Here is a 12,814-nt window from a genome sequence, read left to right as displayed (position 1 = left end):
GGAGGGGCCGGCTCAGTAGCGAGCGTGCCAGGACGAGCAGCCGATGTTCTCGGCGCAGACCCGGTACTGGCTGATCCAGCTCGGGTGCCCTTCGCTGTGGCGGCCCTGGCTCGGCGCCCAGCCGGTGAAGTAGACGGTTGCTCCCTCGAATTGCCGTAGCTGCACCCGGACCCGGTTTCCATCCATCGCGGTGTCGCACACCTGGACGAAGCTGCCGTTCCAGGTGGCCTGGCCGCCGGTCACGTAGATCCAGTGACCGCCGTGAGCTGAGGCGGGAGTGGTGTTGGCGAAGGCGAGAGCGGCGCCGGCCGCGACGACCGCCGCGCCCTTTGCGACGGCGGCCATGGGTGAGCGTTTCTGAGAGAACTTCACGTAGAACTCCTTGAGAGGAAGGGAAGGAGCAACCACATCGCCAGTGCCCGCAACTCTTTCTCCTGACGCGCAAGCCAAGCGATGCGCGGAAACTACCGTCTCAAGGCGCGAGGGGAAGTGTCTGCAGAAATAAATGCGAGATGCAAAGAAGCAGGGCTCCGAGCCCGACTTGGCTGATAAAATAACGGCAAGGTCCGGTTCAGGGACTGCTCGTTATTGCTTAACGGGTCGGGTTTAGCCGAGCAGCGCGGCGGCCACCGCGGCCGGGGCCGGGTCATGGCGCAGGTAGCGGCGGGTGAAGCTGCCGGCCCCGCCGGTCAGCGAGCGCAGCACGGCCGGGTAACGCAGCAGCTCCACCGCGGGCACCTCCGCGTGGATCACGCTGCGGTTGCCGGGCCGGTCCGAGGCCAGCGGCTCGGTTCCGGTGACCCGGGCCCGCCGTCCGGACAGGTCTGACAGCACCGCGCCGATGTGGTGCTCGGCGACGGTGATCTCAACCGAATCCACTGGTTCCAGCAGCTGAATGCCGCCCGCCGAGGCGGCGTCCTTCACCGCCAGCGCCCCGGCCGTCTGGAACGCGGCGTCGGAGGAGTCCACGCTGTGCGCCTTGCCGTCCAGCAGCGTCACCTGCACGTCGACCACCGGCACCCCGGCCTGCACGCCCCGGGCCAGCTGGGCCCGCACGCCCTTCTCGACCGAGCCGATGAACTGGCTGGGCACCGCCCCGCCAACCACCCGGTCCAGGAACTGCACGCCCGAGCCGCGCGGCAGCGGTTCGACCGTCACGTCGCACACGGCGTACTGGCCGTGGCCGCCGGACTGCTTGACCTGGCGGCCGTGTCCGCGTGCCGGGGCAGTGAAGGTCGCCAGCAGCGGCACCCGGACCGGCTCGGTCTCGATGGTGGCGCCGCCGGAGCGCAACCGGGCCAGCGCCACCTCGGCATGCGCCTCGCCCAGGCACCACAGCACCAGCTGGCCGGTGCCGGCGTTGCGCTCGATCCGGACGGCCGGGTCCGAGGCCGACAGCCGGGTCAGCGCCTTGCCCAGCGCGTCCTCGTCGTTGCGGGTGGCGCCCCGCACGGCGATCGGCAGCAGCGGCTCGGGCAGTTGCCAGGGCAGGATCACCAGCGGCTGGCGCTGCTCGGAGATCGTGTCGCCGGTCTCGGCGCTGGCCAGCCGGGCCACCACGCAGAAGTCGCCGGCGAATGCCGAGCTGGTCGGGGCCAGGGTCGGGCCCAGCAGCGTCGCGCCCTTCTCGTCGGCGTCGTGGTCGGGATGGCCCCGGTCCGCGCCGCCGTGGCCCGAGACGTGCAGCGCGGTGTCGCCGGTGATGGTGCCCGAGAACACCCGGGCCAGCGACACCCGGCCCAGGTAGGGATCGACCCAGGTCCGTACCACCTCGGCGGCCAGCGGGCCGGCCGGGTCACAGGACAGCTTGGGGCCCGGCGCCCCGATCGGCGTCCAGCAGTCCGGCAGCGGGCGCTCGGTCGGGCTGGGAAAGCCCCGGATGATCAGGTCCAGCAGCTCGCTCAGCCCGAAGGCGCCGAACTCGCCGCCGCCGCAGACCGGCACCACCGGGTGAAAGTGCCCGCGACCCACCGCGGTGTGCAGGTCGGCGTCCAGCACGGCCGGGTCCAGGTCATCGCCGGACAGGTAGCGCTCCAGCAGCGACTCGTCCTCGCTCTCGGCGATGATGGCCTCGATCAGAGCCGATCGGTCGGCCTCATGGGCCGGGTCGGAGGTGTTGAGCAGCTCGACCAGCCCTTCCAGGGGCTGCGCGGCGCTGGCCGGCAGGTACAGCGGCAGCACCGCGTTGCCGTCCACCCCGCCGAAGGCCTGCCGGCAGGCGGCCAGCGTCCGCGCCAGGTCCGCCCGCGGCGCGTCCAGCCGGTTGATCACGACCGCTCGCGGGGTGCCCAGGGCGGCGCACTCCTCCCACAGCGCCAGGGTGATCTCGTCCAGCTCGTCGGCGGCCGAGACGACGAACAGCGCGGCGTCCGCGCCCCGCAGCCCGGCGCGCAGCTCACCGACGAAGTCCGACGAGCCGGGGGTGTCGAGCAGGTTGATCACCATGTCGCGGTAGCGCACCGGGCAGACCGAGAGGAACGCCGAGCGCTGCTGGCTGATCTCGACCGGATCGGCGTCGGAGACGGTGTTGCCGTCGGCCACATTGCCGGCCCGCGGGATCGCTCCGGCAGCCGCCAGCAGGTGCTCGGTCAGGGTGGTCTTGCCGACCCCGCCGTGGCCGACCAGCGCGACGTTGCGAATCTGGTCGGGGCTGCTGGGCGTCACCGGGGTGAGCCGGCTATGGGTCCTGGCCGCTGTCTTGACTGTCATCTTCACAGCCCCTTCTGGGGCTGGCCCGACCCCGGCCGGGCGTGCCGGGGTGATCTTCAAGCGTGGCCCTGCTTTGCATTTGACACCAGCCGCGGCTCACCGGGCAAGGCCTGCGGCCGGCCGAATCGCGGTTGCGCCGGGTGCGGGAGCCGCGACCGATAGAGTTGAGCGGTGCTGAACCTGCTGCGAGCCCCGATCGGCAAGGCCATCGCGCCGTTGGGCCGGTCGCTGGCGCAGGCGGGGGTGAGCCCCGACATGGTCACGGTGGTCGGCACCATCGGCGCCACCGCCTCGGCGCTGGTCTTCTACCCGCGCGGGATGTTCTTCGTCGGCACGCTGTGCATCTGGGCCTTCGTGATGTTCGACATGGTCGACGGCGCGGTGGCCCGGGCCGGTGGCGGTGGCAGCCGGTTCGGCGCCGTGCTGGACTCCAGTTGCGACCGGATCGCCGACGCGGCGGTGTTCTCGGCGCTGGCCTGGTGGTTCGCCCGGCACGACCAGCCGGCGCTGCTGGCGGCGGCGCTGCTGTGCCTGGTGCTCGGATCGCTGACTTCCTACATCAAGGCCCGGGCCGAGGGCGCCGGGTTCAGCTGCAACGTCGGCATCGCGGAGCGGACCGAGCGGCTGATCATCGTGCTGGTGGGCACCGGACTGACCGGCTGGCCGTTTCACCTGCCCTACGTCCAGGCGGTCGCGCTCTGGCTGCTGGTGGCGGCCTCGGCGGTCACCGTCGTCCAGCGGCTGGCCACCGTGTGGCAGCAGTCCCGGACGCAGCAGGCGTGAGGCTTGCCGGTGACTGGCTGAGCACCGCCGGCTACGCCGCCGGCTGGCGAATCATCCGGGCGCTGCCGGCCCCGCTGGCGGGTCGGTTGTTCGCGGCCGCCGCGGACCTGGCGGTGCGCCGGGACGGCCGGTCGGTGCGGCAGTTGCGCCGCAACCTGGCCCGGGTGGCCGGATCCGAGGCGGACCCGGCGGAGCTGGACCGGCTGGTACGCGCCGGCATGCGCTCCTACGCCCGGTACTGGCTGGAGACCTTCCGGCTGCCCAGCATGGACGCCGCCAAGATCGTGGCGAGCGTGCGCACCGACGGGGCGGCCAACGTCGACGAGGCCATGGCCGCCGGGCGCGGCGCCGTCTTCGCGCTGCCGCACAGCGGGAACTGGGACATCGCGGGGCTGTGGCTGGTGCGGCGCGGCTACCCGTTCAGCACGGTGGCCGAACGGCTCAAGCCCGAGTCGCTGTTCGACCGGTTCGTGGCTTACCGGGAGAGTCTGGGGATGCGGGTGCTGCCCCTGACCGGGGGGCCGCGCCCGCCGATGCAGGTGCTGGCCGAGCGGTTGCGCGCCGGCGAGGCGGTGTGCCTGGTCGCGGACCGGGACCTGTCCAGGAGCGGGGTCGAGGTCCGGTTCTTCGGCGAGCCGACCCGGATGCCGCCCGGGCCGGCGCTGCTGGCCGCGACCACCGGCGCGGCGCTGATACCGGTGCACCTGTACTTCGACGGCGACGGCTGGGGACAGTGGATCGGCCAGCCGATCGAGCTGGGCGAGGGGCCGCTGCGGGAGCGGGTGCAGCGCGGCGTCCAGGCGCTGGCCAGTGCCTTCGAGAGCCGGATCGCCCAGCACCCGCAGGACTGGCACATGCTGCAGCGGCTCTGGCTCGCCGACCTGGACCCGGCCCGGCTCCAGGCCGGCCGTGAGGATCGCGTCGCATGAGGATCGGCATCGCATGAGGATCGCGTCGCATGAGGATCGGCATCGCATGAGGATCGGCATCGTCTGCCCCTACTTGTGGGACATCCCCGGCGGCGTCCAGGCGCACGTCCGGGATCTGGCCGAGACCCTGATCGGTCTCGGTCACCAGGTATCGGTGCTGGCGCCGGGGGAGGAGGACTCGCCGAGCCTGCCCGGCTACGTGGTGGCCGCCGGCAAGACCGTGCCGATCCCGTACAACGGCTCGGTAGCTCGGCTGCAGTTCGGGCTGGTCTCGGCGACCCGGGTCCGGCGCTGGTTGCGGCAGGGCGAGTTCGACGTGGTGCACGTGCACGAGCCGGCCCCGCCGAGCCTGTCGCTGCTGACGGTGCTGCTGGCCGACGTCCCGCTGGTGGCGACCTTTCACGCCGCGTCCAGCCGGTCGCGGTTCCTGACGATGTTCGACAGCGCGGTGCAGGCCCTGCTGGAGCGGCTGTCCGGGCGGATCGCGGTCTCCCAGGCGGCCCGCAAGATGATCATGGAGCACCTCGGGTCGGACGCGGTGGTGATCCCGAACGGGGTGTCGGTGGCCGCCTATGCCCGGGCCAAGCCGCTGCCCGGCTACCCCCGCGACCCGGCGCTGGGCGGCGTCATCGGCTTCATCGGACGCTACGACGAGTCGCGCAAGGGCATGTCGGTGCTGCTGGCGGCGATGACCGAGCTGGTCCGCAGCCGTCCGGGCGTGCGGTTGCTGGTGGCCGGCCGCGGCCAGGAGCAGGACTTTCTCGACAAGCTGCCGGACTCGCTGCGCGCGTCGATGGTGATGCTGGGCATGGTGAGCGAGCAGGACAAGGCGGCGTTGCTGCGCAGCGTGGACGTCTACGTCGCGCCGAACACCGGCGGCGAGAGCTTCGGCATCATCCTGCTGGAGGCACTGGCCGCCGGGACCCCGATCGTGGCCAGCGACCTGCCCGCGTTCCGCCGGGTGCTCGAGCCTGCCGAGGCGGCCGACCCCGATCCGGCCGTGGCGCTGCGCTCGGGCAGCCAGGCCCGGGCCGATTGGCGCTCGGGAGCGGGGACGCACCGGCGCCGCAGCGAGGACTGGGCCGATGGCCTGCTGGTGCGGGCCGGCGTGCTGTTCCGCAATCGCGACGCGGCGGGCCTGGCCCGGGCCCTGGACCGGGTGCTGTCGGACCAGGCGTTGCGCGAGCAGCTGGCCGCCGCCGGCGCCGAGGTGGTGCGGCCCTACGACTGGGAGCTGGTGGCCGCCCAGATCCTGCGGGTGTACGAGATCGCCATCGCCGCGGACGTCCGGGCCTGACGCGGCGTTAACCTGCTGTTAGCGAGCCTCCCGGCGGCGGCCGGTGAGAGTTTGTAATCTGGCCCGGTGCTATCGGCGGGCTGGCTGATCGCGGCGGTTTTCGTCGCGATCTTGCTGACCTTCTGGGTCACCCTGACGCTGACCCGGCTGGACCGGTTGCACGCCCGGGTGGACGCCGCGCAGGCAGCCCTGGACGCCCAACTGGTCCGGCGGGCCGCGGCGCTGTTGCAGCTGGCCGAGCGGCCCGATTCCGGGCTCGCGCCGGAACGGTCCCGCGAGCTGATCAGCACGGCTCGGACAGCGCTGGCGGTGCGGCAGTGGCAGGAGTCTGACCGCCGGGTCGTGGAGAACCAGGTCGGGCGTGCCATCGCCGGCCTGCAGCAGGACCGCCCACGGCTGCCGGTGGACGCGGTCACCGAACTGGCCGAGGCGGCAACCCGGGTGATGATCGCCCGGCGATTCTTCAACGATGCGGTCCGTGACACTCGTACGCTGCGGGCGCGCAGAATGCCCCGGTTGTTACACCTGGCCGGCCGCCGGGAGTTGCCGCTGTTCTTCGACATCGACGACACCAGCCTGTTCACCGAGAGCTTGGCGCCCGATCAGCGGCCGGGCTCCACGCACTGACCTGAACGCCTGACCTGAACGCCTGACCTGAACGTCCCTTGAGCCACCGACGCAGACTTATCGCAGGACGGCTGAACAGCCAGCCTCGACCGCAGGGAGCACCGAGATGATCGCCGGACTGTCCAAGGCCCAGGCCCTGACCGCGGGGGGTGCGGCCGCGGTCCTGGTGATCGGAGGCGCCTCCGCCATGGCGCTGCGCGGCGATGACAAGGACATCGCCGCCGCGCCCGGCAGCTCGGCCGTCGTCTCCGCCACCCCGACGCCGACCCCCACCCCGACGCCGACTCCGACCCCCACCCCGACGCCGAGCAAGAAGCCGGTGGCGGCGCCGGCGCGGGTCAACCCGCTGACCGGGCTCGGCAAGCCGCCGGCCGGACCGATCCTGGCGGTCAAGATCGACGACACGGGCAACGGCCGGCCCGCGGTGGGCTTGAACAAGGCCGACGTGGTCTACATCGAGCAGGTCGAGGGGGGTCTGACCCGGATGATCGCGATGTTCGGCACCCACAGGCCGGTGGTGGAACCGGTCCGCAGCGTCCGGCCCAACGATGCCGAGCTGCTCAGCCAGTACGGCGCCATCTCACTCGTGGCATCCGGTGGCTCGGCCGACTCGGTGGGTCGACTGGACGCCTCGATCGTCAAGGGCGTGATTCTCGACCGCGGCGCCCCGGGCTTCTCCCGCGACGCCAACCGGCCGGCCCCGTACAACGTGCAGTCCAACCTCGCCCAGGTCGCGGCGGCGGTGCGCAGCGCGGGCTCCCGTGACGTCGGCTTCAGGTGGGCTAAGACCGACCCCCGGGTGAAGGCGGCTCCGGCCACCGCCGGGGTCCGCACCGTGGTCGGCAGCACGCCGGTCTCCTTCGACTGGGAGCCGACGATCGGCAAGTACGCCCGCACCATCGGCGGCGGGCACGTCCACACCGCTGACGGAACCCTGGTGGCCACCCCCAACGTGCTGGTGCAGCTGTGCAAGGTCGAGGTCAACTACCGCAACATCGACGCGGCCGGAAATCCCTCGCAGCACACCAAGACCGTCGGATCCGGCCGGGTGGTGCTGTTCCGGGGCGGGCACCGGATCGAGGGCAAGTGGTCACGGCCGTCAGCCGGTGCTCCCACCAAGTTCACCGACCTGAAGGGCAAGCCGCTGCTGCTCGCTCCGGGAGGCGCCTACGTCCTGCTGGTGGCCGACGGAGCGCCGGTCTAGCCGAGCTCGACCCGAGCCGGCTCGCCAGACCCTGGCTGCCCCGAAAGGGGTGTGATTTGGTGACAGTGACCGGTTACCCGAGTCCGGCGGGGCCGTAGAATGCAGCCATGACTTCTCAGCACGGCAGCGCCGCCAGCACCGACAGCAGCACCTCGTCCCCGGCCAGCCCGTCCGTGGGCACCGCCCGCGTCAAGCGCGGCATGGCAGAGATGCTCAAGGGTGGCGTCATCATGGACGTCGTCACGGCCGAACAGGCCAAGATCGCCGAAGACTCCGGCGCGGTGGCGGTGATGGCGCTCGAGCGGGTGCCGGCTGACATCCGGGCCCAGGGTGGGGTGTCCCGGATGAGTGACCCGGACATGATCGATTCGATCATCTCGGCCGTCTCGATCCCGGTGATGGCCAAGGCCCGGATCGGGCACTTCGTCGAGGCCCAGGTGTTGCAGGCGCTCGGCGTGGACTACATCGACGAGTCCGAGGTGCTGACCCCGGCCGACTACGCCCACCACATCGACAAGTGGCAGTTCACCGTCCCGTTCGTCTGCGGGGCCACCAACCTGGGCGAGGCGCTGCGCCGGATCACCGAGGGCGCGGCGATGATCCGGTCCAAGGGCGAGGCCGGCACCGGCGACGTCTCCAACGCCACCACGCACATGCGCAAGATCGGTGGCGAGCTCAGGCGGCTGTCGTCGCTGTCGCCCGACGAGCTGTACGTGGCCGCCAAGGAGCTGCAGGCGCCCTATGAGCTGGTCGCCGAGGTCGCCAAGTTGGGCAAGCTGCCGGTCGTGCTGTTCACCGCCGGCGGCATCGCCACGCCGGCCGACGCCGCCATGATGATGCAGCTGGGCGCCGAGGGGGTCTTCGTCGGCTCGGGCATCTTCAAGTCCGGCAACCCGGCACAACGGGCCGAGGCGATCGTCAAGGCCACCACCTTCTTCGACGACCCGGACGTGCTTGCCAAGGTCTCGCGCGGACTGGGTGAGGCCATGGTCGGCATCAACGTCGAGGACATCGCACAGCCGCACCGGCTCGCCGAGCGTGGCTGGTGACCTGATTTCGTATCGGTCACGCACGCCTGGACGTACATAACTGATACGCGTTCGTCAGCCGGAGCGGTTCGTCAGCTGAGAGGTAGGCCCCACCATGTGCCGCAGCATCAAGACACTGCGCCCGCCCTACACCGAGGACGCCACGTCCGAGGACAGCCGGGCGGCGGCCTTGCAGTACGTGCGCAAGGTCGCGGGGATGCGCAAACCGTCCAAGGCCAATCACGAAGCTTTCGACGAGGCGGTGGCCCGGATCGCGGCGGTCACCGACGAGTTACTGGCCAGCCTGGTGCTGCCGGCGCGCTCCACCACCGGGCCGCACTCGCACGCCACCACCGAGCCGCACTCGCACGCCACCACCGGGTCGCACTCGCACTCCATCGCTGGCTGATAACGAGTGAATGCGCGGCCGCTGATCGGGGTCCTGGCGCTGCAGGGCGACGTCCGCGAACACCTGGCCGCACTGCGTTCGGTCGGCGCCGAGGCGCTGCCGGTCCGGCGCAGATCCGAACTCGACGCCGTCGACGGCCTGGTGATACCGGGCGGCGAGTCGACCACGATCGCCAAGCTGGCGCATTCCTTCGAGCTGTTCGAGCCCTTGCACAAGCGGATCGCCGCCGGCATGCCGACCTACGGCTCGTGCGCCGGGATGATCCTGCTGGCCGACCGGATCCTGGGCGGAACCGCTGACCAGGACACCTTCGGCGGCATCGACATGACCGTCCGGCGCAACGCCTTCGGCCGGCAGGTGGAGTCCTTCGAGGAGCCGGTGTCGGTCCAGGGCGTCCCGGGCGGCCCGGTGACCGCGGTGTTCATCCGGGCGCCCTGGGTCGAGGAGGTCGGCCCCGGCGCCGAGGTGCTCGCCCGGGTGGAGGCCGGACCGGCGACCGGTAGAATCGTCGGGATTCGCCAGCAGCACCTGCTGGCCACGTCTTTCCACCCCGAGCTCACCGGTGACGCGCGAGTGCACGGGTACTTTCTTCAGATGGTGCGGGAGGCCGAGCAGCCCGCCACGAGCAGGGACGAGCATCTGATATGAGCGGCCATTCCAAGTGGGCCACCACCAAGCACAAGAAGGCTGTCGTCGACGCCAAGCGCGGCAAGATGTTCGCCAAGCTGATCAAGAACATCGAGGTCGCGGCCCGCACCGGTGGCGGTGACCCCAACGGCAACCCGACGCTCTACGACGCCATCCAGAAGGCACGCAAGACCTCGGTGCCCCTGGACAACATCGAGCGGGCCGTCAAGCGGGGTTCGGGAGCCGAGGCCGGCGGCGCCGACTGGCAGACCATCATGTACGAGGGCTACGGGCCCTCCGGGGTGGCGGTGCTCATCGAGTGCCTGACCGACAACCGCAACCGCGCGGCCGGCGAGGTGCGGATCGCGATGACCCGCAACGGCGGCAACATGGCTGACCCCGGCTCGGTGGCCTACCTGTTCAGCCGCAAGGGCGTGGTGATCGTTTCGAAGAAGGGCGTCTCCGAGGACGACGTGCTCGCCGCGGTGCTCGAAGCAGGCGCCGAAGAGGTCAATGACCTGGGCGAGGAGTTCGAGGTGATCAGCGAGGCGACCGATCTGGTGGCGGTGCGCACCGCGCTGCAAGAGGCCGGCATCGACTACGACTCGGCCGACTCCTCGTTCCTGCCCAGCGTCCAGGTGCCGCTGGACGAGGACGGCGCCCGCAAGGTTTTCAAGCTGATCGACGCTCTCGAGGACTCCGACGACGTGCAGAACGTCTACGCCAACTTCGAGGTCTCCGACGACGTGCTGGAGGCGGTCGGCTAGCGCCGTTTGCCGTTTGCCCCGCTGGGTCTGGCTGGCGATTCCCGGCCGGTGACTCCTAGACGCCGGCCAGCTCCCGGTTGCCGCCCGGACCGGCCGGGTCCTGCTCAGCGGTGTCGGCGGCCTCGATCGAGACCTGTGGCGTGATCCGGTCCAGCCACTTCGGGTAGTGCCAGTTGGAATTGCCGAGCAGGTGCATCAGCGAGGGCACCAGGACGGTGCGGACCACGAAGGCGTCCAGGAACACCGCCGTGGCCAGGCCGATGCCGAACAGCTTGATCACCCGGGCGTCGCCGAGGATGAACCCGCCGAACACGGCGATCATGATGATGGCGGCGGCGGTGATGATGCCGCCGGTCTCGCCCTGGCCGACCGTGATCGAACGCCGGTTGTCGCGGGTGTGCAGCCACTCCTCGTGCATCCGGCTGACCAGGAACACCTGGTAGTCCATCGACAGGCCGAACAGGATCGCGAAGAACATCACCGGGACGAAGGCCTCGATCGGGCCGCCGCCGCCGATGCCGAGGGCTTCGGACAGCCAGCCCCACTGGAAGATCGCCACGATCACCCCGAAGGACGCCCCGGCGGCCAGCAGGTTCATCACCGCGGCGGTCACCGGGATCATCAGGCTGCGGAAGGCGACCATCAGCAACAGGAACGACAGCCCGATCACCGCGATGAAGAACAGCGGCATCTTGGCCGACAGCACCTTGGCGAAGTCGACGAAGATCGCGGTGATCCCGTAGACGTAGATGTGGTTGTCGGTGCCGGCGTACAGCGGCGGGAGCACCGTCGCGCGCAGCTCCCTCACCAGCTCGGTGGTCCTGGCGTCCTGCGGCGAGGTGGTGGACTTGAAGGTGACCAGCGCGATCTGGCGGCCGACCGGCAGGGCCCGCACGCTCTCGGGCGCGACGTCGGTCACGCCGGTGAGGGTCTGGCTGACCTTGCCCAGAAAGGCCTGGTCGGTGGCTTGCGGACCGCTGATCACCAGTTGCAGCCCGGAGTTGTAGCCGGAGCCGAAGCCCTGCGCGATCAGGTCATAGCCGGCGCGGGTCGTCGAGCCCTTGGGGTCGTTGCCCTGATCGGAGGAGCCCAGCTGCATCGAGAAGAACGGGATCGCCAGGACCGCCAGCAGCGCCATGGCCGCCACGCCCAGTCCCAGCTTGCGGCGCTCGACCAGGTGCGACCAGCGGTACCAGAAGTCCCGGTGCTCGCTGAGGTCGAAGGTGCCGGCGCGGACATCCCTGCGCTGGCCACGGGGCAGCACCCTGACCCCGAGGAAGCTGAGCAGCGCGGGCATCAGGGTCAGCGAGGCGAGCATCGTCAGCGCGACGCCGATCGCGGTGCCCAGCGACACCCCGTACAGGAAGCTGACCCCCAGCGCCCACAGGCCCATCAGGGCGATGCACACCGTCGTTCCGGCGAACAGCACCGCCCGTCCCGAGGTGTTGAGCGCGACCACGATCGAGTCCTCGACGCTCATGCCCCGCATCAGGTTCCGCCGGTGCCGGGTGACGATGAACAGCGCGTAGTCGACGCCGACACCCAGGATCATCAGCAATGCCAGCTGATTGGCGAAGGTGGCCACCGGCATGAGGTGCGAGAGCAACCCGATCAGGGCCAGCCCGCTGCCCATCGCGGCGATCGCGCTGATCAGCGGCAGCACGGTGGCGCCGATGGTGCGGAACACCAGCAGCAGGATCACCAGGGCAGCCAGGAAGCCGAGCACCTCGGGCGGGATGCCGCCGGTCTCGGCGGCCAGCACCTCGAAGACGTTGCCGGTGAACTCGACCTGCAGATCGGCGGAGTTCAGCGGCTTCAGGGCATCGTGCACGTCCTCGATCTGGGCGATCGTCGGCTGCTGCTCGGCCCAGTTCAGCTCCACCAGCCCGATGGCGCGGTCCTTGCTGAGCTGTGCCGCCGCTGCCGCCTCAGCGCCCGGGCTGCCGGCCGGGCCGCTGGGCTGGGCGCAGGAGACGATGCCGTAGGGCGAGGTCGCCGAGGCGATCCCGAAGTCGCCGTCGCACAGCGCTCGCAGCGCCGGCTGCACCCGCTGGGCGTAGTCAGGGACGGCACCGGTGCGGGCGTGCAGCACCATGGTGCCGGTGGCGCCGTTCTGACTGTCCAGGCCGGCCTCGGACAGCAGCTCCGACACCGTCTGGGTCTCGGTGCCCGGAAGCTTGAAGTCGTCGCGGTAGTCCGAGCCGCCGAGGCCGGCCAGCAACGCCTGCGCCGCGACGATGAACAGGATCCAGCCTGCCACCACGGACCAGCGCCGGCGAACCGCGAACCGAGCGAGTGTCTGCATTGCTGATGCTCCCCTGACGTTCTTGATAACCCGACCTGGCCAGCTTGCCGGGCGAGCGTGACAACGACGTGTCGGCTCTCAGGCCGCCCCCAGCTAACGCCACTGCGGCCCGCTGTCAGGAGCCGCCGT

The 12,814-nt window shown here is 70.8% G+C and carries 12 protein-coding genes; 9 read left to right on the top strand and 3 right to left on the bottom strand.

Going from position 1 to position 12,814, the window contains the following annotated elements; translation table 11 throughout:
* Positions 1 to 12: 12 nt before the first annotated feature.
* Both VF557_17800 and VF557_17795 read right to left on the bottom strand, forming a co-directional pair.
* On the bottom strand, positions 13 to 372 hold the full coding sequence (locus tag VF557_17800) for a hypothetical protein (protein ID HEX8082070.1): 360 nt from the start codon (positions 370 to 372) through the stop codon (positions 13 to 15).
* Positions 373 to 606: 234 nt separating this feature from the next.
* The gene (locus VF557_17795) at positions 607 to 2,709 is read right to left on the bottom strand and encodes an elongation factor G-like protein EF-G2 (protein ID HEX8082069.1); all 2,103 of its coding nucleotides are present in this window, start codon (positions 2,707 to 2,709) and stop codon (positions 607 to 609) included.
* Between the two features lie 171 nt (positions 2,710 to 2,880).
* Between VF557_17795 and VF557_17790 the strand changes: the two genes are divergently transcribed.
* The 9 genes from VF557_17790 (at position 2,881) to VF557_17750 (ending at position 10,380) form a co-directional block, all read left to right on the top strand.
* Complete coding sequence (locus tag VF557_17790) at positions 2,881 to 3,492, top strand: CDP-alcohol phosphatidyltransferase family protein (protein ID HEX8082068.1); 612 nt, start codon at positions 2,881 to 2,883, stop codon at positions 3,490 to 3,492.
* Positions 3,489 to 4,421: a phosphatidylinositol mannoside acyltransferase gene (locus VF557_17785; GenBank protein ID HEX8082067.1), complete on the top strand. Its 933-nt coding sequence runs from the start codon at positions 3,489 to 3,491 to the stop codon at positions 4,419 to 4,421. The genes VF557_17790 and VF557_17785 overlap by 4 nt, the downstream gene beginning before the upstream one ends.
* Positions 4,422 to 4,467: 46 nt before the next feature.
* Positions 4,468 to 5,718 carry a glycosyltransferase family 4 protein gene (locus VF557_17780; protein ID HEX8082066.1) on the top strand — a complete coding sequence of 417 codons (1,251 nt, stop codon included), beginning with the start codon at positions 4,468 to 4,470 and terminating at the stop codon, positions 5,716 to 5,718.
* Positions 5,719 to 5,784: 66 nt separating this feature from the next.
* Positions 5,785 to 6,345, top strand: a complete 561-nt coding sequence (locus tag VF557_17775; protein HEX8082065.1) for an NUDIX hydrolase — start codon at positions 5,785 to 5,787, stop codon at positions 6,343 to 6,345.
* 106 nt (positions 6,346 to 6,451) lie between these two features.
* Positions 6,452 to 7,549, top strand: a complete 1,098-nt coding sequence (locus tag VF557_17770; protein ID HEX8082064.1) for a DUF3048 domain-containing protein — start codon at positions 6,452 to 6,454, stop codon at positions 7,547 to 7,549.
* Positions 7,550 to 7,656: 107 nt separating this feature from the next.
* On the top strand, positions 7,657 to 8,598 hold the full coding sequence (gene pdxS, locus VF557_17765) for a pyridoxal 5'-phosphate synthase lyase subunit PdxS (protein HEX8082063.1): 942 nt from the start codon (positions 7,657 to 7,659) through the stop codon (positions 8,596 to 8,598).
* 94 nt (positions 8,599 to 8,692) lie between these two features.
* Positions 8,693 to 8,986 (top strand): DUF2277 domain-containing protein, encoded by a 294-nt coding sequence (locus VF557_17760; protein HEX8082062.1) that lies wholly within the window; start codon positions 8,693 to 8,695, stop codon positions 8,984 to 8,986.
* Positions 8,987 to 8,992: 6 nt separating this feature from the next.
* On the top strand, positions 8,993 to 9,634 hold the full coding sequence (gene pdxT, locus VF557_17755) for a pyridoxal 5'-phosphate synthase glutaminase subunit PdxT (GenBank protein ID HEX8082061.1): 642 nt from the start codon (positions 8,993 to 8,995) through the stop codon (positions 9,632 to 9,634).
* Positions 9,631 to 10,380 carry a YebC/PmpR family DNA-binding transcriptional regulator gene (locus VF557_17750; protein ID HEX8082060.1) on the top strand — a complete coding sequence of 250 codons (750 nt, stop codon included), beginning with the start codon at positions 9,631 to 9,633 and terminating at the stop codon, positions 10,378 to 10,380. Before pdxT ends, VF557_17750 begins: the two co-directional genes overlap by 4 nt.
* Positions 10,381 to 10,435: 55 nt before the next feature.
* On the opposite strand, the gene VF557_17745 is transcribed toward VF557_17750, so the two are convergent.
* A complete protein-coding gene (locus VF557_17745; GenBank protein ID HEX8082059.1) occupies positions 10,436 to 12,685 on the bottom strand; it encodes an MMPL family transporter in 2,250 nt (749 codons plus the stop codon).
* Between the last annotated feature and the right edge of the window lie 129 nt (positions 12,686 to 12,814).

The organism is Jatrophihabitans sp. (genome assembly GCA_036389035.1).
In the GTDB taxonomy this organism is placed as follows: Bacteria; Actinomycetota; Actinomycetes; order Mycobacteriales; family Jatrophihabitantaceae; genus Jatrophihabitans_A.
Note: the sequence above shows the minus strand (reverse complement) of the source record. Positions and strands in the feature narration are given on the sequence as shown.